Genomic DNA, 18,996 nt, shown 5'->3' on the forward strand with positions numbered 1-18,996 from the left:
ACCGGCCACGGTACTTCGCCAAATCCGATCATAAGCATCGAAAATCATCGCTTTTCACGATGGAGAAGGAGACCTAGCGTCGGTGGCATGCCTGCTAATCACCGATCGGCGTTGTGGGTCCCGCTCTTCGACGAGCTGGCCGACCCTCTTGTGGTGGCACGACTCGCGGCCGAGGCCGAGGAGGCCGGCTGGCACGGGTTCTTCGTGTGGGACAGGCTCACCTGGCCCGCACCGGTCCAGCGGGTCGCCGACCCGTGGATCTCGCTGGCGGCGGTGGCGACGGCGACCGGCTCGCTGCGGCTGGGCCCGATGGTCACGCCGGTCGCGCGCCGCCGGCCCGCGAAGCTGGCCCGGGAGACCGTCTCGCTGGATCGGCTCAGCGGGGGCCGGCTGACGCTGGGCGTGGGGCTGGGCGGCGATGTCTACGGCGCGGAGTTCGCACGCACCGGGGAGCAGGTCGACGACCGGGTCCGGGCGGAGATGCTGGACGAGGCGTTGGGCATCCTCACGTCCGCCTGGTCAGGGCGCCCCGTGCGCCACCGCGGACCGCACTACGTGATCGACGATCTCGCGTTCCTGCCCGCGCCGGTCCAGCGGCCGCGCGTGCCGATCTGGGCCGCGGGCTACGCGGGTCGCCGCAGACCGCTGCACCGGGCGGCGCGTGCCGACGGGTTCTTCCCGGTCGAGCTGCGGCACCCCGACCAGCTCGCGGAGATCGACGAGACGATCCGCGGCCTGCGCCCCGATCCCACGGCGCCCTACGACATCGCGGTGCCCCTGCCACCCGGCGCCGATCCCGCCGCGTACGTCGCCGCCGGCGCCACCTGGTGCCTGACGGAATTCGAACCGGAGGCGATGGCGCTCGACCACGTGCGCGGAGTGCTCAGGGACGGCCCCGCCGTCCCGGCCCCGGAGGAGGTCGCATCCTCATGACCACCGCGACGCGAACGGCGGCCCCCAGGGCGCGCGGCACGGGAAGGGACCCGTCGTGACCGAACGCATGATCACGGTACGAGGGGTGCGGCTGTGCGCCGAGTCCTTCGGCGACCCGGGCCGGCCGCCGGTGCTGCTGATCATGGGGACCGGCGCCTCGATGCTGTGGTGGGAGGACGGCTTCTGCCGCGAGCTCTGCGAGGGTGGAAGGTTCGTCATCCGTTACGACCATCGCGACACCGGCCGGTCCGTCACCTACCCGCCCGGGCATCCGGGCTACGACTCAGGCGACCTCGTCGAGGACGCGGTCGGTGTGCTCGACGCCTTCGGAATCCAGGCGGCGCACCTCGTGGGGGTTTCCGCGGGAGGCGCCCTGGCGCAACTGGTGGCGCTCGATCATCCCGGCCGGACCGGCACCCTCACCTTGATCAGCACCACGTTCGCCCTGCCCACCCCTCGCGGTCGCGATCTGCCCGGGCCGGCCCGCGAGTTCGCCGGGTTCCCGCGGGCGGCACGGCCCGGCCGGGCGGACCACGAGTCGGCGATCGACCACCTGGTGAGCCACGCGAAGATGCTCACCGGTGGCCGCCGGCCGTTCCCCGAACAGCAGGTCCGGGAACTGGTGCGAGCCGACACCGGCCGCGCGCGCGACCCCGCCTCGGCGCGGAACCACGACCTCCTCGAGGACGCGCCGCGGGAGCGTCCGCCACTCGCGAGCATCCGGGTGCCGACGCTGGTGGTGCACGGTGCCGCGGACCCGATGTTCCCGCTTCCGCACGGACACGCGCTGGCCGAGGAGATACCGGGCGGCCGGTTACTGGTCCTGCCGGACTCCGGCCACGGCGTGGAACGCGCCGACTGGCCCGTCCTCGCCTCGGCGATCCTCGAGCACACCGCCGGTTAGTCCCGATGCCGGTTAGTCCCGATGCCGGTTGGTCGAGGGCCGTGGGCGGGTGTCGAACCCGGGCCGGTCAGGACGGTGTTCGCGAGGCCGCGTCACGCGACGGCGGTCCCCTCCAGCTCGACCATCAGGTCGGGGATCGCCAGCCGTACCACCCCGAGCATCGTGGTGGACGGTGCCACCCCGGCGGCGCCCAGCCGCGACGCCAGCACGCCGTAGTGCTCGAAGAGCCGATCGACGTCGGTGGTGTGGACGTTGAGCCGGACGAGGTTCGCGAGGGACATGCCGGCCTCGCCGAGCACGGCCTCCAGGTTGTCGAGGCTCAGCGCCAGCTGCGCCGCCATGTCACCGGCATGCTGGGGTTTGCCGTCGCCGCTCATCGCGGTCTGCCCGGCGCAGTACAGGGTCCGGGTGTGCCCGGAGACGATCTCACCCTGGTTGTAGCCCAGCTCCACCGACCACGCCCACGGGTTGACCGCCGTTCGCTCCATCGCCACATCAGCTCCATTCGATTCGTCGACATCACGTACGTCGCCCGGCCCGGTAGTCACCGTCTTCGTCGTGATGTCGACAAGCCTCCCGGCAAATCACGACATCCTGTGTCGTGTATTTCTGTAGGGTTTTCGTATGCGTGCCGACCGGTTGGTCTCGCTGGTGCTGCTGCTGCGGCAGCACGGTCGGCTGTCCGCGGCCGCGCTGTCCCGCGAGCTGGAGGTTTCCACCCGCACCGTGCTGCGCGACATCGAGGCGCTGTCCGCGGCCGGCGTCCCGGTCTACGCCGAACGCGGCCGGCACGGCGGTTTCGCGTTGTTGCCCGGTTTCCGGACCGAGCTCACCGGGCTGAACCACGACGAGGCCCTCGCCCTGCTGGTCGCCGGATCGCGGCGCGGCGCACAGGCGTTCGGCCTCGGCTCGGCACTCGCTTCGGCGATGCTCAAGGTGGTCGACGCGCTGCCGGAAAGCTATCGGGACACCGCGGCCGGCGCGGCCGGGCGATTGCTCGTCGACCCGGAGACCGACCTGCTCTCACGCCGGCTGGCCGACGAGGAGGTGTCCGACGCCATAGCGGCCGAGGTCCTGCGCGCGGTGTTCGCCGGACACAAGCTGCGCATCCACTACGCGGCCGTGGACCAGACCCCGCGGTGGCGCACGGTGGACCCGATCGGCCTGGTCACCGTACGCGACCGGGGCTACCTGCTGGCCACGAGGTCCGGCGCGGACCGCACCTACCGGCTGTCCCGGATCCTGGCGGCCGAGGAACTCGACGAACCCGCACAGCGACCGGACCGGGTCGACCTGGACCGGGCCTGGCAGGAACGCGGCACCCGGTTCCGGACCGGCGGCGACCAGGTCACCGTGCTGGTACGGGTGGACCCCGCGCGGCGGGAGGACCTGGTGGGCACCGCGCTGGCCGTCCTCTCCGAAGAAGCCGGTCCGGACGGCCGGCTGCGGCTGGAGGTGACCTTCCAGGATCCGAGACACGCCGAATGGGCGCTGTGGCAGCTCACCACGAACGCGGAGGCCCTGGCCCCGCAGTGGCTGCGCGACTCCCTGCGCGACCGCGCCACCGCGATCGCCACCCGCTACGGAGTGCCGTCCTGAGAGGTGAGGTGGAGAAGCAGCCGGTCCCGCGCCCCGGAAGCGACGGTCAGTCGGCCGGGCGGTAGTCCAGGACGATGGCGCCGGAGCTGAAGGCCGCGGTGCCGGCCAGCTTCCAGGCGGAGGTGGTGACGCCGTCGGGGAACAGCCGCTTGCCGGAGCCGACCACGACCGGGTGCAGGAAGAGCTTCAGCTCGTCGATGAGCTTGTGCTCGATCAGGTAGGCGACCAGCTCGCCGCTGCCGTAGATCAGCAGGTCCTGGCCCTGCTCGGCCTTGAGCTTGGCGACCTCCTCGGCGACGTCCCCCTCGATCACGGTGGCGTTCCACTCGGGGTCGCGCAGGGTGGTCGAGGCGACGTACTTGGGCAGGCCGTTCATCTGCTCGGCCCCCGGCGTGCCCTCCATCTTCGGCCAGGCCTGCGACATGCCGTCGTAGGTCTTGCGTCCCAGCAGCAGCGCCCGGCTGGCGTGCAGCTGACCGCTCTGGAACCTGGCGTGCTCGTCGTTCCAGTACGGGCCGGTCCAGGCGGGCTCCTCCACGACGCCGTCCATCGAGATGTAGATGACTGCGACGACCTTGCTCATGATCTGCTCCTCGGAGGTGGCGGCCCGTCCGGCCCGCTGTTTCGATGTGCCTTCAGCGTGGCGGAACCCGTTTACGGATTGTTTACGGCTTCCGCTCCACCGGTCGCGCGGATCCGGCGACCCCGGCCCCCGGGCGGCGGAACCCGCACGAGCGTGGCCGCCGTGCCGGGCGCTCGCCGGGCGATCCGGGCCGGGGCCGGTCAGGCCATGTCCCAGAGCAGGCGGTAGTAGGCGATGCGCTCCGGGTCGGGGGCGATCCCGTACGCGTCGTACACGACGCCGTCGTAGCCCGGCTCGTAGTTCCACTCCATGCTCCACACCGCGACCGCGAGGTCCGCCCACCGGTCGGCCACGCCGAGCGAACCCAGGTCGACGTGCGCGGCGAACGTGCCGTCGTCGTGCAGCAGGGTGTTGGGGACGCACGCGTCCCCGTGGCAGACGACGAGGCGGTCGACGGCGGGCGGCTCGCCGATGCGCGCCCGGGCCTCCGCGAGGTCCAGGTGCCGATGCTCGGGAAACCGGTCGGCCGGCCCCTCGCCGCCGGCGATGCGCTCGTCGGCACGGACGAGCCGCCGGTCGACGCCCCAGTCGTACGGGCACAGGTCGACGGGCAGGGCGTCGTGGAGCAGGCGCAGCCCCCGGCCGATCGCGGCCGCCGCGGTCACCGGGTCGACGCTCCACCGGGGATCCACCGCCGAGAGGCCGGGAACCGCCTCCGTGACCAGCCACGCGCCGTCGGCGTCCGTACCGTGCTCGACGACCCGCGGGACGGTCACCCATCGCCGCGCCCAGGTCAGCCGCTCCGCCTCGCCGGAGAGGTCGATCTCCGGGGTGCCCGCGGAGACCCACTTGACGTATCTGGTGGCACCGTGCCCGCCTTCGAGGCGGAACGTCAGGCCGCCGAGCTCGTTGCGCCACACCGGGGTGACGGTGTCATCGCCGGCGAGCGCCGCGACGACGCCGGGGACGGCCACGGGGCCGGTCGGGATCTCTGAGATGACAGGACGGCTCATGAGAACCTGATCCTCCTGGCAGAGCGGTGCCGGTGACAAACGGGTTTCCGAACCGGTGAAGGCCCCCGGAGAAGCCGGTGCCGGGAGCGGCGCGAAGCCCGTTCCATGATTCCGGCTTTGACCGCTCTTAAGCTGCGGCGCCCCGGGGGTGGGTAGGAAGAGGGGAGTTCTCGGGCGCACGGGTCCGGGTCTCTCCCCGAACATCGCGAGGAGGACCTCATGAGCACGCGACCACAGCGGGCGACGGCGCCCGTCCGGGTGCCGGCCGGTGCCTCCGCCGAGGGGGACGGCATCGTCGTCGGTGCGGGCCCGGTCACCGTTGACGTCTACGTCGATTTCCTGTGCCCGTTCTGCAAGACGTTCGAGCAGACGTCCGGGCCGGCACTGAACGGGATGGTGAGGGAACGGGCGATCAGCCTGGTGTGTCACCCGATGGGCTTTCTGGACAGGTTGTCGACCACCCGGTACTCCTCCCGCGCGTCGGCGGCCTCCGGCTGCGCCTCGGACGGCGGGAGATTCGTCGAGTACACTCGCGCGCTCTTCGCCGGCCAGCCCCCCGAGGAAGGACCGGGACTCACCGACGACGAGCTGATCGAGCTCGGCGGCCCGGCCGGGCTCACCGGCCCGGCGTTCGGCGAGTGCGTGCGCGACGGCGCCTACCTCGACTGGACCGCCTACGTGACGCGGAAGGCCATCGAGCGGGGGGTGAGCGCCACGCCGACCGTCCTTGTCGAGGGCACACCCGTGCCGGCGACCCCCGAGGCGATCGTGGCCGCCGTGACCGCCGCCGCCCGCTGACCCCGCCCCTGGAGGGGCCGGCCCTCGCCCCCGATCACCGGGGCTCGATGCCATCCAGGATGGAAAAGGCGATTCAATGCTGAAATAGCATAAACTTGCTTCGTGGACGTCCTTGGCGCCTGGAGAGCGTTCGTCAACGTGAGCGATCGAGGAAGCTTCACGGAGGGTGCGGCGGCCACGCGCGTGCCGCAGTCGGTCGCGAGCCGCCGGATCGCCGCCCTGGAGAAGCACCTCGGGGAACGGTTGTTCGATCGGTCGTCACGCGGGGCGATGCTCACGCAGTTCGGCCGCGACATGCTTCCGTCGGCGAAGCGTCTCGTCCGCCTGGCCGACGACATGGAGCACGAGGCGGAACGGGCCAGGCTCAATCCCCTGCGTCTCGCCGTTCCCGACATCTGCACCGTTCGCGACCTCGCGCACCTCGGCGCGGAGGCCCGCGGCAACGACATCCACCTCGACTTCCATGCCGCCGCCCCGGCCGAACGGGCGGAACTCGTCCGATCTCGCGAGGTTCGCGCCGCCCTCACGGTGACACCGCCCGGCGACGCGACCTGGTCCGTACGGCTGGGCCTCGCCGGCGCCACGGATCTCCCGGTGGCAGCCGTCTACGTCGAGACCCTCCGGGCCGGCCGCGCCGCGCGGTCGTCGCGAAGAAGCCGGATCTGGATCCAGCCCGAGGACGACGTCCCTCACATCCGCGACCGGATGTTCCGGATCCGGGACGCCGTCGGCCTCCAGCCCGCGCAGGTCGTCGTCGCGGCCACGCTCGCCTCCGCCGCGGCGGAGGTCTTCGGCTCGGCGGATCTCCTCCTGTGCTCGGTCCGGCAGGCCGAGGAGCTCGGACTACACTGGCGCCCGATCGGCGAGGTCCACCTCGCCCGCGGCTTCGAGGTGTCGGCCGCCGTCGGGGACGACGCGGAGCGCATCAGGATCCGGCTGTGGCACGCGATCGCCCGCTGTCTCGGCGCGCGCGAACAGGACGGAGGGACGCCATCAAGGTCGAGAGCCTGATCCGCGAACTCCGGCGAACGCTCGACGACGCCGGGCTGCGCGGATCGTTCCTCGTCCGGGACCTGCACTCCGGTGACGAGGTCGGCATCGAGCCGGACCTCGAGTTCCCGATCGCCTCGCTCGTCAAGATTCCGCTCGCCATCGCGACGCTCGAACGCATCCGGAGGGGCGAGCTCGACGCCTCCACGCAGATCCTCGTGCGGCCGGGCGGGATCGTCACTCCGGGGCCGACCGGGCTGAGCAGGTTCCGGCATCCGGCCAGGATCGCCGTCGACGACCTGCTCTACCTCAGCACCTCCCTGAGCGACAACACCGCGGCGGACGCGCTGTTCGCCCTCACCCCGCCCGCCGAGGTCTCGGCGGTGCTGCACGGGCTGGGGCTGCGCGGCATCACGGTCCGCCACACCATCCAGGAACTCGTCGAGACCCCGATGGAACGCCTCGACCCGGCCGACGCCCACCTCGCCCACTTCCTCGCCATCGAAGCGGGGACGGCCGGGCGGGGGCATCGGATCCCGCAGCTCGACGTGACGCGCGCGAGTTCGGGATCCGCGCGAGCGTTCATCGACCTCCTGCGGGCGCTGTGGACGCCGTCCGCGATCGACCCGGGCGTCGCCGAGCGCGTGCGGGGCCTCATGGCCGACAACATCCTGCGGCACCGGCTGGCACCCGATTTCACCTCCGACGCGTCGAAGTGGTCCTCCAAGACCGGGACGCTTCTCAACCTCCGCCACGAGGTCGGCGTCGTCGAGCACGCCGACGGCCAGGTCTTCGGCGTCGCCGTCCTCACCGAGTCCCGCGTGCCGGCCGCCAGCCAGCCCGGAGCCGAGGCGCTCATGGCACAGGTCGCGCGCGCACTCCGCGATCGGTTACGCCACATGTGAGCCGCCGGACCCCGTGTGCCCGGGCACACGGGGTCCGGCGGATGCCGGACGGCCGGTCAGGGGTTCTTGACGATCGGCTCCTCGGCCGGCTTGTGGTCCGGCGCGCCCGCCGGTCCCTGGTCCGGCTTGACGATCGACTCCTCGGCCGGCTTACGGTCCGGCGCGCCCGCCGGTACCCGGTCCGCCTTGTGGTCCTGCTTGCCGGCCGGTAGCTGCTCCACCTGGTCGGCGGGCGGGGCCGTGACCGTCACCGGGGTGCCGAAGTCCCCGAAGTCCAGGACGTTTCGCTGGCTGGTGTCGCCGAAGACGACCTCCAGACGCCGGACCCGCCCCTGGTCGTCCACGTTCACGGCTCCGGTGATCTCCACCGGCCCGCCGGCGACCCCCTTGAGACCGGGATCGTCCGCGCCCTCCAGCGAGAACGTGAACCTCTGGCCGGTCCAGCCCTGGCCGGAGGCGGAGCCGTCCTCACGGACCTCGGTGGCCGAACGGAGTCGTTGCAGGGCCGCCTGGGGGTCCAGCGGAGCGAGCTTGACCAGGGCGACGGCCTGCGGAGCGCTCCTCAGCTCCGCTTCGACGCGCGGAGAGACCATCCACTTCGCATCGCGCTGCTGCCGGACGTACATCAGGTCGCCGACGAACCGGGTTTCCGCCCCGTCGCCGGCCCTCGTGATGACACCCACGCGCTGGGCGGGGTCGAAGGCACCGTCGAACGTCTTGGCACCGCTGGTGCTGTGAATCCGGTAGCTCTCCCGGCCGGTGTTCTCGGCCGCGGCGGCCACCTGGGCCTGCGCCGAGGACTGGCTCGCGGGCAGGAGCAGCGCGACCATCCCCACCGCCGCCGCGGCGGCCAGCGAGGCGATCGGGGCCAGGACCCGGGCCGGGCCGCGCCTCGGCGCCGCCGGTGCCGGTATCGCCGGCATCGCCGGCATGAGGTCGATGCCCGCCGGCCGATCCTCGGTGGCCCTGACGAGCAGTGCGCGGAGTTCCTTCTCGTTCATGAACGGCTCCTCGTGTCGGTGTCTCACCGGATCCCACTCCCCTCCGCCTCGGTTCGGTTGACCATCGTGTCCGGCGAGATCATCCGGCGCATCGCCCGCAGACCGCGGTGCGTGTGGGTTTTGACCGTTCCCGCCGAGCAGCCCATCAGCTCGGCGACCTCCGTTTCCGGCAGGTCCACGAAGAAGCGCAGCACCAGAGCCGTCCGCTGCCTGACCGGCAGCCTCGCCAGCGCGTTCCGGACCTCCTCGGCCACCGCCCGATCCTCCCCCACGTCCCCGGGGCCGGGCAGATCGGGCAGTTCGGCGCGCGGGATCTCACGGCGCCATCGGGCACGCCACCAGGATCGATAGGTGTTGACCATGATGCGGCGCAGATAGGCGTCCGGTTCGCTGCTGGTGTCCAGCCGGTGCCACACCCGGTACAGCTTGCCGAGGCAGGACTGCACCAGGTCCTCGGCCGTGTGCCAGTCGCCGGTGAGCAGGACCGCCGTTCTCAGATGGTGGTCTCCCCGATGTCGCACGAAGTCCGCGAAATCCGCGTCCACCCGGTCTCCTCTCGTCGGTGAAAGCCACCCCTGACACTCCCTGAGCCACACCCCGGGTTGACCGGAAGGTCATGGAGTATCCAGAAATTTCCGCTAGGCGCGGCAATCACCCCGAGCAAGCGGCCCGGCGAGCGCCGGCATCGCTCCCCCGGCGACGGCGAAACCGCCCCGGCGGGACGGTTTCGCCGTCGCCCCTCAGGCTCGGAAGGACCCTCGGTTCACCCGCCGGCCGTCCCGGCCACGACGGGTGCGGACGCGTCCGGCGCCTTCGCCGGGTCCTCGGCGGTACCGCCGTGGGAACGTTCCCGGCCGGGGGAACGCTCGGCCGGGGTGATGCCGCACAGGTCGGCGACGGTGTCGAGGGGGACGTCGGCGGCGACCGCGCGGACCAGCAGGGTCTCCATCCCGCGCAGCAGCGCGTACACCGTGGTGCGGGGCAGGTAGGCGGTGTCGGCCAGCAGGTGGAGCTCGCAGGCGTCCCTGGCCTGACCGGTGATGAACTGGACCGTGGTGGCGTCCACGTGCTCCCAGGAGCCGGCCGGGGAGAAGGTGGTCCGCGCGGTGAGGGCGGCGATCGCGGCGGGATCTCCCGGCGGCTCCACCGCGGGCAGGTCGGGCCAGTCGCCGCCGCCCCGCGTGTCGTTGAAGTAGGCCGACAGGTCGATGGGCCCGCCCCGTTCGCGGCCGAGATCCTCGCGCATCGCCATCAGCCTCAGCGGTTCGTAGAGCGCGTGGCGGTAGGCGGTCAGTGCCTGCCGGTGCCCGGCCCGGGTGGCCCCGGCCAACGTGCCGCCGGGCGGCACGTCCAGCGTGAAGATCCCGTCTTGCGCGGCCGGGCCCACCAGCACACCGATCCGCGGATCATGCCGGTTGGCCGCGATGAGCTGCATCACCACCCGCCGATGCCCGGTCAGCGCCGACAGCAGCACCGCGCTCGCCGTGGTCAGCACACTGGCCGAACTCACCCGCCAGCGCGCCGCCAGCGCCTCCGCGGCCACCCCCAGCGCCACCGACTCCATCCGCACCCGGATGAACCGCGGCTTCTCCGCCACCGCCGGCGGATAGTCGAACATCGACCGCGGCGCCTCCTCCAGCACCGCCCGCCAGTGCCGAAACGCCCGCTCCCCCCGCTCGGCCCCCGCCCCCTCCCGCTCGAAGAACGCCTGATCCATCGGCTGCCACCCCGGATCAGATCCCTCGGTCCCGGCCAGCAGCGCACGCCAATCGGCCGCCAGCAGATCCAGCGCACCCCCATCGGCCGCCAGGTGCGACACCCCGAACGCCACCGCCCGAGGCCGCCCCTCCACCGTCACCACCGCGCACCGCACCGGCAGCCCACCCGCGTAGTCGAACACCTCCGCCGCCAACCCATCGGCCACCTCCCTGGCCACCGCCATCGGCCGGACCCGCCCGCCCACTTCGACGATCTCGACCACCAGCCGCCCGCAACGCGCCACATGCTGCACCACGCCGTCGACGCCCGGCCGGAAATTCGTCCGCAACGTCTCGTGCCGCTCGAACAGCCGCCGCACCGCCCCCAGCACCACATCAAGATCACGCCTGCCGTACACCGGCAACGTCCAGGGCATGTTGAAATAGGGATCATCGTCACCCCGCCACGTGGTCAGCCGCCAGATCGACGCCTGCCCCCAGGTCAGCGGAGCCACCCCACCCCGCGCACCGGCGAACTCCACCACGACCGCACGCCGCGGCAGCTCGGCCACCACCACTCCCGGCCCGTCCGGCGGCCGTACCCGTGCCGCCGGGGCCGGATCGTCGATCCCGGCCCGGGCCAGTTCAAGATCAGATCGCGGAGAAATCACGCCGTCGGAATCCACGCCACAAGGCTGATCTTCCCGAACCATGGTGTCAACAGGTGTTTCGGCAGCTGGACCGCCGTTTTGCCCCTGCGGGACCCGGGTCTTCGCGCGGGCCCGAGGGTGCCCGGCCATCCGGCGCGAGAGGCGATCGATCCGTCCCGCGCGGTGTTCCCGCGACCGGCGCGAGAGGCGGCCGATCCGTCCCGCGCGGCATCGCCGTGAAGAGAGATTATGGTGTCCTGGGTGAGCCATCCGCCGCATTTGGGGAGATATGTCCGATTTAAAGGTCGACAGCGCACCGGCCGCTCCTGTCACCGTGCTGCTCGTCGAGGACGACGCGGTGATCCGCAAGACGGTCTCGATGGCACTGGAGCGCTACGGCTACGAGGTGTCCGTGGCCGGCGACGGCCTGACCGGCCTGGAACTCTTCCGGGACGGGCGGCACGATCTCCTGCTGCTGGATGTGATGCTGCCGAGCCTGGACGGCATCGGGCTGTGCCGCAGGATCAGGGAGTCCAGCACGGTCCCGATCCTGATGATGTCCGCGCGGGGTGACGCGCTGGATGTGGTGTCGGGCCTGGAGGCCGGGGCCGATGACTACGTCGTCAAGCCGGTCGACACGTCCGTGCTGGTGGCCAGGATCCGCTCGCTGTTGCGCCGGGCCACCTTCGCCCCGGCTGCCGGGCACGCGCCGGAGCCCGTCTCCGGCGGTGACCTGGTCTTCGGCGATCTGACCATCGACACCGGCGGCCTGGAGGTGCTCCTGGCCGGTGAGCCGGTCACGCTGGCCCCCACCGAGCTGCGGCTGCTGCTGGAGTTCGCGGCGCATCCGGGAATCGTGCTGGACCGGCACACGCTGTTGCGCGACGTCTGGGACTACGGGTGGGACGGTGACAGCCGCGTGGTCGACCTGTGCGTGCAGCGGCTGCGCAAGAAGATCGGCGCCGATCGGATCGAGACGGTCCGCGGGTTCGGCTACAAGCTGCGGCGCTGAGATGGGACACGCCGCCGCCCGGCCGGCACGCGGGCTGCCGAGCTGGAGGTCGCTGCGCTGGAAGATCGCCGCGCTGGTGACCGTGGCGTCCTGCGCGGTGGCGCTGGCCGTCGGGGTGCTGGTGCATCGGAGCACCCTCGATCGTTCCATGGACCTGGGCAGGGAGCAGGCCCTGACCGCGCTGGTGTCCGCGGTGGAGAACCACCGGCGCCCGGGCGGCGCGTGGAGCGGCGAGCCCGACCCGGCGCGCGTCCCGCCCGCGCTGCTCCAGCAGGTCAGGAGCACCGGGAAGGCCGGCACCTGGTACGACGACCGTAACCCGGACATCCCCTGGATGTGGGCGGCCGAGCCCGTCGGCGACCAGGTGGTGGCCGTACAGATCGACATGGGCGTCGAACTGCGCAGCAGGCAGGCGCTCGACCGGCACATCGTGATGGCCGCGCTGGCCACGCTCGGGGTCGTCGTACCCTCCGCGGCGCTGGCCGCCGAGCTGCCCAGCCGGCGGCTGAGACGGGTGGCCAGGACCGCGCGACGTATCGCGGACGGCGACCTGGACGCCCGGACCGCGGAGGGCGGCCGGGACGGTGACGAGATCACCGAGATCTCGGCCACCGTCGACTCGATGGCCGACAGCCTGCAGGAGCGGCTGCTGAGCGAGCAGCGCTTCACCGCCGACGTCGCCCACGAGCTGCGCACCCCGCTGATGGGCCTGGTCACCTCCACCGAGTTGCTGCCGGAGGGTGAGGTCACCGACCTGGTCAGGGACCGGGTGCGGGTACTGCGGGCCCTGGTGGAGGACCTGCTGGAGATATCCCGCCTCGACGCGGGCACGGAACACGCCGATCCCCGGCCCGTGGCGCTGGGCGACGTCGTCGAGGACTGCCTGGCCAGGACCGGGCTCCAGGCGCGGCTCACGGTCACCGGGGCCGCCGGGGACACCGGGGCCGAGACCGACCCGCGCCGCCTCGACCGGATCCTCGCCAACCTCGTCGCCAACGCCCACCGCCACGGCCGCGCGCCGGTCGAGGTCACCGTGGACGGCACGACGATCGTCGTGCGCGACCACGGTCCCGGATTCCCCGGCGTCCTCCTGGCGGAGGGACCGCAGCGCTTTCGCACCGGCACGGCCGAACGCGGTCGCGGCCACGGCCTGGGACTCACCATCGCCCTGGGCCAGGCCCAGGTGATCGGCGCCACCCTCACCCTGGCCAACGCCGCGGACGGCGGCGCGGTCGCCACGCTCCGCCTTCGAGACCCCGAAGGCTCCTGAGGTCTCCGCGTTTCCCGCGGCCTCTACGGCTTCCGGGGCGATGGGCGGCCTCCGGGCTGATACACACCCGATGCACAGCTGAGCGGCCCCGGATACGCGGTCCCGGCGGCACGGACATCTGCACCGCGCAAGGTGGCCGGTGCGCGCGACCGTCGCGCGCCCGTCCCCCGGAGGTGCCGCCCCATGCGCTCTGCCCGTACCCGCGGTGTCCCGGAAGAAGCCCATGGTCTGCCGGGAGAAGCCCGCAGCACGGCGGGAGAGGCCCGCGGTGTGCCGGGAGACGAAAGGCCGGAGCGCGCGCTCTGGGCCGACGTGGCCAAGGGCGTGTGCATCCTGCTCGTGGTGCTCTGGCACGTCGTCGTGAAGCACTACCTGCGGATCGACTGGGGGGTGTCGCCGCCGATCCCGGGGGCCTGGGGCGCCCTGACCGAGCAGTTGCTGCCGCTGCGCATGCCGCTCTTCTTCACCATCTCCGGCATGTTCGCCGCCGGAGCGGTGGCCCGGCCGTGGCGGGTCGTACGCCGCTCGAAGGTGGGCCGCTTCCTCTACCTCTACGCGGTATGGCTGCTGATCCACACCGCGGTCCTGGCGCTCGTGCCGTCCTTCGACACCGCCCGCGCCGACGACGTCGCCGACCTGCTGGCCCAGCTCACGATCACCCCGTCCAACCTGTGGTACCTCTACGCGCTCGCCCTGTACTTCGCCCTCGCCAAAGCTGCGCGCCGCGTCCCGGTCGCCCTGGTGCTGGGGGGAGCGCTGGCGCTGTCGGCCGTGGCGTCGGCCGGGCTGCTGGAGGCACCGGGCAACCGTGCCGGCCTGTACCAGAACCTCGTCTTCTTCCTCGCCGGGCTGTACTTCCGGCCGTACGTCGAGCGGCTGGCCGCCACCGCGGGCTGGGGACGACTGGCCCTGACCGGCGCCTGCTACGCCGGGTGCCTGGCGGTGGTCGCGATGACCGGCTCCCGGGCCTGGCCCGGTGTCTGGCCGGTGGTCTGCGCCGTCGCGACGGTCTTCGGCGTGACGGCCGCGGCGCTGCTCGGCCGCCGCGCCACGCTCGGGAACGCGCTGGCGAGGTTGGGACGCCGCACCCTGCCCGTCTACGTCATCCACATGCCCCTGCTCGCGCTGCTGCACCTGGCTCTCGTGCCGCTGCTGTCGACCGGCATGGACGGCGGGCTGCGGATCGTGCTCGCCGTCGTCGAACCGGTCGCCCTGACCGCCCTCGTGATGTGGCTGTGCCTGACCCTCCACCGGCTGCTGCTGAGGCTGGGCGCCACCTGGCTGTTCGATCTCCCCGGCCGCGGCTCGCGAGCGGCGGGGTCGGCAGCGTCGCCGTCCAGCTCGGACGGGCGTACGGCGCGCACGTGACCGCACTCGCCGGCGCCGGGAACCTCGACTTCGTGAGAGACCTCGGCGCCCACGAGATCTTCGACTACGCAACCACCAGCCCGGCCGACCTCGACCCCTTCGACGTCGTTCTCGACACCGCGATCGGCACCGAACTCAGCGCCTTCCACCGGCTCCTGGCGCCGAGAGAACGGATGGTGACGATCACCTTCGATTCCCGGCACATGCTCTCGTCACTGTCGTACATCCTCACGTCCACCGTGTTCGGCTCGCGGCGCGTGAGGTTCAGCGTTGTCTAGCGAGGAACCCTGGGCGTTCACGCCCGGGAGGAATCGCTTCCCGGTCCCGGGGTTGTGAACGTCTGGTCGTTGGTCCGGGCGTTTCTGGTTTTCGATGTACTTCTTGATGATGCTCAAGGGTGCACCGCCACAAGGGGGGCGGCGCAGGAGGACGGCGACCGGAAATGGCCGCCCCACGGGGGCGTGTGGACGTGGGCGGAGTACTCCTTGCACGGCAGGCGGGCACAGAGGCCCCCTGAGGGGGAGTTGACCAGGGTCGAGAGGGCGACCTTGGGCGGGGGTGGGGGTGGACGAGCAGGTGCACCCGGTCGGGCACCTGGTCGTGATCGGTGTTGAAGGCGACGAGCGGGGTGCCGAAGCCATCGCACACCCCGATCATGATTTCCGCGCAGGGGCGCAGGGGCGTAGTGGTTCGTCGGTGAAGACGTCGCGCCGGTATCTGCCGATAGGTGGGGATGCAGGCCGGATGCGCGTGCGGTGCGCGGACAACGGTTCGCCCCCGGGTGAATGCCGGAGTCGGGTTCTCAGGTCGCTGACATGGACCGAACGTTATTGTGGGCGAGGTGAAGCTGGTGGTGCAGGTGAGACTCCTGCCGACGCCCGAGCAGGCGGCGGCGCTGGAGGCGACCCTGCGCGCGGTCAACGAGGCCGCGAACCTGGTCTCTGCGGCGGCGTTCGCCGGCGGCGTCAGAGGCGAGTACGCGCTGCGTAAGATCACCTATGGTGAGCTGAAGGCCGCCGGGCTGGGAGCGCAGGCCGCCCAGCATGTGATCAAGAAGGTCGTCCACGCCTACGCCACGCTGCACGCCAACGTCCGCGCCGGGAACCTGGGAGCACCAGGGTCACCGCGCCGCCTGCGCGCGCAGTCCAAACCGATCGTCTTTCGCCCCGGCGCGGCGCAGCCGTTCGACGACCGCTGCCTGTCCTGGCAGCTCGACGCGCGCACGGTGAGCATCTGGACGACCGCCGGGCGGTTGCGGGGGGTGGCGTTCACCGGGTCCGCCGAGCAGATCATGACCCTTGCCGCGTATCGGCGGGGCGAGTCGGACCTGCTCACGCGTGACGGGATGTGGTTTCTGATCGCCACCTGCGACCTCCCCGACCGGCCGCTCACCGTTCCGAACGGATTTGTGGGGGTGGATCTGGGGATCGTCAACCTCGCGACCACCAGCGGCGGGACTCGTCACAGCGGCAAGGGCTTGAACGCGGTCCGCCATCGCCACCGCGAGCTGCGCCGCCGCCTGCAGGCCAAGCAGACCAAGTCCGCCAAGCGGCTGCTGAAGCGGCGCCGCCGGGCCGAGGCCCGCTTCGCCGCCAACACCAACCACACCATCGCCAAGCAGATCGTGACCGAGGCAGAACGCACCGGATGCGGGATCGCCCTGGAAGATCTCCGGGGTATCCGTGAGCGGGTACGGCTTCGCAAGCCCCAGCGGGTCACGCTGCATGCGTGGAGCTTCCACCAGTTGGGGAGCTTCATCGCCTACAAGGCCGCCCGTCAGGGCGTCGCAGTTGTTCACGTCGATCCGGCCTACACCTCGCAGGCCTGTTCCTGCTGCGGGCATGTGGACAAGAACAACCGGCCTGATCAGGCGACCTTCTTTTGTACGTCGTGCGGTTTCGCTGAGCACGCCGACGTCAACGCGGCCCGCAACATCGCCTCGCGCGGTGTGGCGGGCTGGGCAGTGAGTCACGCTGCCGACGACGCGGCCTGAACCGTCGAACCCATCGACGGCGAGGAGCTGCAAGCTCGATCGTTTAAGACCGAGAAGCTGACCGGCAACCCCACCCACCGGCTCTTCGCCGACCTGACCCGGCTGGTGGAGAGCGGGGACCTGCGGCCGGTCGTCGACACGATCCATCCCCTCGCCGACATCGCCGAGGCCCACCGGGCACTGGAGGCCGGCGGCGTACGCGGCAAACACGTCATCCGCATCGGGTGAGCGGAAAGGCCCCGCCGCCGGTGCCGGGCGCGGCGGGGACCTTCGACGACGGGACCTCCGGCGACGCGCGGTCAGGCGCGGCGCAACCCGACGTACTGGAGCTCGGCGAAGGCGCCGACCAGGAGAGCCTGGGCGAGGACGAACGCGACGCCCAGCGGATTGGGATCCACCCAGCCGGTGAACAGCAGCAGGACGCTGTCCACGGCCCACAGCGCGTTGACGGCGATCAGCGTCCAGACGCCTCCCCTGGGCGGCACCGGACGGCCGGCGAGGTAGGCGACGAACGCGGTGAACGGCAGCAGCCCGATCCCGGCCCAGCGGAGCAGCGGCTCGGGCAGGGCGAGCAGATCGGCCAGCGGGGCCGCCGCGACGGCCAGGCCGAGCGCGAACCCTCCGGTGAGGAGGGCGTCCGTCCGCAGCACGCGGGTGAGCAGAGGGGTACGGGAGGTGAGCGTGGTCGTGCTCATCGATGTCTCCTTCGCCGAGGATGCGGGCTTCCGGCTTCGCGGAAGGCGTCGGGGCTTCCGACACGCTCAGCACACCGCCTCACCCGCTGCCATCTGCAGACATGGCACTGCCATTCACTGCCAGTTCTCCCGGCGAAGATCATCCGCGACGAGTTTGGCCGCCGCGTTCTGCCAGTTGTAGAGCGTGCGTTCGGGAACCTCCCGGACGAACCAGTCGAACGCCTGCCGCTCGGCGGCGGCGAGCCCGCCGCGGCCGGCCCCGCGCCGGTAGGGACGCAGCCCCCGGACGTACGGGAAGTACAGGACGTTGTAGAACCGCCACTCCTCGCTGGTGCCGAATTCCCCTTCGCGGGGCTTGAGCCGCTGGATGCTCTCCAGCAGCAGGTGCTTCAGCTCTGCGGCCCGCTCCAGCGGGCTGCCACCGGTGACCCGCGCCCCGATCACCGGCAGGTTCGCGAGCGGGCTGCTGGCGAGCTTGCCCAGATCCCCGTAATTGGCCAGGGCACGCCGCGTCAGCCGTACGAACTCGGCCTCGTCCGGCGGCGGCGGACCCTGCTCGCGACGCGGCAGCGCCTCGGACGTCTCGCGCAGCTCGGCCCGCTCGCGGCGGATCCGCGGATCACCGGGAAAGGCGATCCGGTCCAGCGCCCGGTGCACCGGACCGGCCAGCGTCTGTACGGCGACGGCCACCGCGATCACGCCGAACAGCAGCGCCGAGAGGGCGGGCGCGGGCCCGCCGAGCGCGACGGCCAGCGCGACCTGGCCGCCGGACGCGACGGCCACGACCGCCGCCCCCAGCAGGGACCGCAGCATGTCGCGCCAGAGCGCCTCGCCCGCCTGGAACGCGCTGGACATCGCGATGGCCACGCCCAGCAGGACCATGTCCACGTCGACGGCGATGACGGAGAGCAGGCCGGGCGGGCCGAACAGCGGGAACATGAGCAACGCGGCCCCCAGCCCGAAGAACAGCGTGGCGACCGCCGCCAGCCACCCGGCCCGCGGCGGCCTGGCCCGCACGAGCAGCACCAGCACCCCGGCCAGCGGTCCCAGCAGCAACACCCCGATCACCACCCGCGCCGCGAGGTCCCCTCCCGATCCCGGTCCGGACGCCACCAGCCACGCGAACGCCACGAGCGTGAGCGGGACGAGCCCCCTGGACCAGGCCCGGTCCAGCCGTTCGCCGCGGGGAACGAGGGTCAGCACGGCCCCCGTCCAGAGCAGCGCCGGCAGGTGGACCAGCGTGGTCTCGACCGCGCCCAGGACCTCGGCCGCGGGCCCGGGTACCGCGGTGAGCACCTGGGCGATCGCGAGCGCGGCACCGTAGGCCAGCAGCCCCAGCCCGGCCCGCCGCGGCCCGCGCTCCCGGGGATCCCGCGCGATCACGTAACACCCGAGCCACCAGGTGAGCCCGAACACGGCCGCGACAGCGAAGAGCATCCCGCCCCCCTTTCCGGCCGCGAGCGTATCGGCCGCGCGTTCCGGCCCTGTCACCAGGTGAACCGGAATCCGCGCGGGATCGCCGGCGAGGGATGGCGGGTCAGGCGTCCGCCCGCCTGAACGGTTTTGAACCCGGCGGACGCCTTTA

At 72.0% G+C, this 18,996-nt stretch carries 20 protein-coding genes; 12 read left to right on the forward strand and 8 right to left on the reverse strand.

The window, feature by feature from the left end:
• Positions 1–87: 87 nt before the first annotated feature.
• Together ACTOQ3_RS31160 and ACTOQ3_RS31165 are read left to right on the forward strand one after the other, a co-directional pair.
• The gene (locus ACTOQ3_RS31160) at positions 88–933 is read left to right on the forward strand and encodes an LLM class flavin-dependent oxidoreductase (protein ID WP_440087002.1); all 846 of its coding nucleotides are present in this window, start codon (positions 88–90) and stop codon (positions 931–933) included.
• Between the two features lie 55 nt (positions 934–988).
• Positions 989–1,837, forward strand: a complete 849-nt coding sequence (locus tag ACTOQ3_RS31165) for an alpha/beta fold hydrolase (protein ID WP_440087004.1) — start codon at positions 989–991, stop codon at positions 1,835–1,837.
• A gap of 92 nt (positions 1,838–1,929) precedes the next feature.
• Here the strand turns inward: ACTOQ3_RS31165 and ACTOQ3_RS31170 are convergent, their stop codons facing one another.
• On the reverse strand, positions 1,930–2,325 hold the full coding sequence (locus tag ACTOQ3_RS31170) for a RidA family protein (protein WP_440087143.1): 396 nt from the start codon (positions 2,323–2,325) through the stop codon (positions 1,930–1,932).
• A gap of 136 nt (positions 2,326–2,461) precedes the next feature.
• On the opposite strand from ACTOQ3_RS31170, the gene ACTOQ3_RS31175 reads away from it, so the two are divergent.
• On the forward strand, positions 2,462–3,436 hold the full coding sequence (locus ACTOQ3_RS31175) for a helix-turn-helix transcriptional regulator (RefSeq protein ID WP_440087005.1): 975 nt from the start codon (positions 2,462–2,464) through the stop codon (positions 3,434–3,436).
• Between the two features lie 46 nt (positions 3,437–3,482).
• Here the strand turns inward: ACTOQ3_RS31175 and ACTOQ3_RS31180 are convergent, their stop codons facing one another.
• Positions 3,483–4,019 (reverse strand): dihydrofolate reductase family protein, encoded by a 537-nt coding sequence (locus tag ACTOQ3_RS31180; RefSeq protein ID WP_440087006.1) that lies wholly within the window; start codon positions 4,017–4,019, stop codon positions 3,483–3,485.
• A gap of 200 nt (positions 4,020–4,219) precedes the next feature.
• Positions 4,220–5,032: an aminoglycoside 3'-phosphotransferase gene (locus ACTOQ3_RS31185; RefSeq protein WP_440087007.1), complete on the reverse strand. Its 813-nt coding sequence runs from the start codon at positions 5,030–5,032 to the stop codon at positions 4,220–4,222.
• 219 nt (positions 5,033–5,251) lie between these two features.
• Between ACTOQ3_RS31185 and ACTOQ3_RS31190 the strand changes: the two genes are divergently transcribed.
• The 3 genes from ACTOQ3_RS31190 to ACTOQ3_RS31200 all read left to right on the forward strand — a co-directional run bounded on the left by ACTOQ3_RS31190 (position 5,252) and on the right by ACTOQ3_RS31200 (position 7,725).
• Entirely contained in the window at positions 5,252–5,830 is a 579-nt protein-coding gene (locus tag ACTOQ3_RS31190; RefSeq protein ID WP_440087008.1) for a DsbA family protein, read from the forward strand.
• Between the two features lie 102 nt (positions 5,831–5,932).
• Positions 5,933–6,841 (forward strand): LysR family transcriptional regulator, encoded by a 909-nt coding sequence (locus tag ACTOQ3_RS31195; RefSeq protein ID WP_440087009.1) that lies wholly within the window; start codon positions 5,933–5,935, stop codon positions 6,839–6,841.
• Complete coding sequence (locus tag ACTOQ3_RS31200) at positions 6,823–7,725, forward strand: serine hydrolase (protein ID WP_440087144.1); 903 nt, start codon at positions 6,823–6,825, stop codon at positions 7,723–7,725. The genes ACTOQ3_RS31195 and ACTOQ3_RS31200 overlap by 19 nt, the downstream gene beginning before the upstream one ends.
• Positions 7,726–7,781: 56 nt before the next feature.
• Here the strand turns inward: ACTOQ3_RS31200 and ACTOQ3_RS31205 are convergent, their stop codons facing one another.
• The 3 genes from ACTOQ3_RS31205 to ACTOQ3_RS31215 all read right to left on the reverse strand — a co-directional run bounded on the left by ACTOQ3_RS31205 (position 7,782) and on the right by ACTOQ3_RS31215 (position 11,094).
• On the reverse strand, positions 7,782–8,726 hold the full coding sequence (locus ACTOQ3_RS31205) for a hypothetical protein (protein WP_440087010.1): 945 nt from the start codon (positions 8,724–8,726) through the stop codon (positions 7,782–7,784).
• 23 nt (positions 8,727–8,749) lie between these two features.
• A complete protein-coding gene (locus tag ACTOQ3_RS31210; protein ID WP_440087011.1) occupies positions 8,750–9,271 on the reverse strand; it encodes a SigE family RNA polymerase sigma factor in 522 nt (173 codons plus the stop codon).
• 218 nt (positions 9,272–9,489) lie between these two features.
• A complete protein-coding gene (locus ACTOQ3_RS31215) occupies positions 9,490–11,094 on the reverse strand; it encodes a condensation domain-containing protein (RefSeq protein WP_440087013.1) in 1,605 nt (534 codons plus the stop codon).
• Positions 11,095–11,362: 268 nt separating this feature from the next.
• On the opposite strand from ACTOQ3_RS31215, the gene cseB reads away from it, so the two are divergent.
• The 6 genes from cseB (at position 11,363) to ACTOQ3_RS31245 (ending at position 16,944) form a co-directional block, all read left to right on the forward strand.
• A complete protein-coding gene (gene cseB / locus ACTOQ3_RS31220) occupies positions 11,363–12,085 on the forward strand; it encodes a two-component system response regulator CseB (RefSeq protein ID WP_440087014.1) in 723 nt (240 codons plus the stop codon).
• Position 12,086: 1 nt separating this feature from the next.
• The gene (locus ACTOQ3_RS31225; protein ID WP_440087015.1) at positions 12,087–13,355 is read left to right on the forward strand and encodes a sensor histidine kinase; all 1,269 of its coding nucleotides are present in this window, start codon (positions 12,087–12,089) and stop codon (positions 13,353–13,355) included.
• Between the two features lie 270 nt (positions 13,356–13,625).
• Complete coding sequence (locus tag ACTOQ3_RS31230) at positions 13,626–14,723, forward strand: acyltransferase family protein (RefSeq protein WP_440087017.1); 1,098 nt, start codon at positions 13,626–13,628, stop codon at positions 14,721–14,723.
• Positions 14,720–15,001: a zinc-binding dehydrogenase gene (locus tag ACTOQ3_RS31235; protein ID WP_440087018.1), complete on the forward strand. Its 282-nt coding sequence runs from the start codon at positions 14,720–14,722 to the stop codon at positions 14,999–15,001. The genes ACTOQ3_RS31230 and ACTOQ3_RS31235 overlap by 4 nt, the downstream gene beginning before the upstream one ends.
• A 563-nt stretch (positions 15,002–15,564) precedes the next feature.
• The gene (locus ACTOQ3_RS31240) at positions 15,565–16,716 is read left to right on the forward strand and encodes an RNA-guided endonuclease InsQ/TnpB family protein (protein WP_440087019.1); all 1,152 of its coding nucleotides are present in this window, start codon (positions 15,565–15,567) and stop codon (positions 16,714–16,716) included.
• Positions 16,717–16,743: 27 nt separating this feature from the next.
• A complete protein-coding gene (locus ACTOQ3_RS31245) occupies positions 16,744–16,944 on the forward strand; it encodes a zinc-binding dehydrogenase (protein ID WP_440087145.1) in 201 nt (66 codons plus the stop codon).
• Between the two features lie 71 nt (positions 16,945–17,015).
• Here the strand turns inward: ACTOQ3_RS31245 and ACTOQ3_RS31250 are convergent, their stop codons facing one another.
• Together ACTOQ3_RS31250 and ACTOQ3_RS31255 are read right to left on the reverse strand one after the other, a co-directional pair.
• Positions 17,016–17,411 carry a hypothetical protein gene (locus ACTOQ3_RS31250; protein ID WP_440087020.1) on the reverse strand — a complete coding sequence of 132 codons (396 nt, stop codon included), beginning with the start codon at positions 17,409–17,411 and terminating at the stop codon, positions 17,016–17,018.
• 114 nt (positions 17,412–17,525) lie between these two features.
• Positions 17,526–18,848, reverse strand: coding sequence for a hypothetical protein (locus tag ACTOQ3_RS31255; RefSeq protein ID WP_440087021.1), 1,323 nt, complete (start codon positions 18,846–18,848; stop codon positions 17,526–17,528).
• Between the last annotated feature and the right edge of the window lie 148 nt (positions 18,849–18,996).

It is taken from the genome of Streptosporangium sp. LJ11, assembly GCF_051918945.1.
Taxonomy (GTDB): Bacteria; Actinomycetota; Actinomycetes; order Streptosporangiales; family Streptosporangiaceae; genus Streptosporangium.

Excerpts from the sequence above, each read along its gene's own strand:
- ACTOQ3_RS31160 (WP_440087002.1), top strand. The coding sequence starts at position 88 with ATGCCTGCTAATCACCGATCGGCGTTGTGGGTCCCGCTCTTCGACGAG.
- ACTOQ3_RS31170 (WP_440087143.1), bottom strand. The coding sequence starts at position 2,325 with ATGGAGCGAACGGCGGTCAACCCGTGGGCGTGGTCGGTGGAGCTGGGC.
- ACTOQ3_RS31175 (WP_440087005.1), top strand. The coding sequence starts at position 2,462 with ATGCGTGCCGACCGGTTGGTCTCGCTGGTGCTGCTGCTGCGGCAGCAC.
- ACTOQ3_RS31180 (WP_440087006.1), bottom strand. The coding sequence starts at position 4,019 with ATGAGCAAGGTCGTCGCAGTCATCTACATCTCGATGGACGGCGTCGTG.
- ACTOQ3_RS31185 (WP_440087007.1), bottom strand. The coding sequence starts at position 5,032 with ATGAGCCGTCCTGTCATCTCAGAGATCCCGACCGGCCCCGTGGCCGTC.
- ACTOQ3_RS31190 (WP_440087008.1), top strand. The coding sequence starts at position 5,252 with ATGAGCACGCGACCACAGCGGGCGACGGCGCCCGTCCGGGTGCCGGCC.
- ACTOQ3_RS31205 (WP_440087010.1), bottom strand. The coding sequence starts at position 8,726 with ATGAACGAGAAGGAACTCCGCGCACTGCTCGTCAGGGCCACCGAGGAT.
- cseB (WP_440087014.1), top strand. The coding sequence starts at position 11,363 with ATGTCCGATTTAAAGGTCGACAGCGCACCGGCCGCTCCTGTCACCGTG.
- ACTOQ3_RS31225 (WP_440087015.1), top strand. The coding sequence starts at position 12,087 with ATGGGACACGCCGCCGCCCGGCCGGCACGCGGGCTGCCGAGCTGGAGG.
- ACTOQ3_RS31250 (WP_440087020.1), bottom strand. The coding sequence starts at position 17,411 with ATGAGCACGACCACGCTCACCTCCCGTACCCCTCTGCTCACCCGCGTG.
- ACTOQ3_RS31255 (WP_440087021.1), bottom strand. The coding sequence starts at position 18,848 with ATGCTCTTCGCTGTCGCGGCCGTGTTCGGGCTCACCTGGTGGCTCGGG.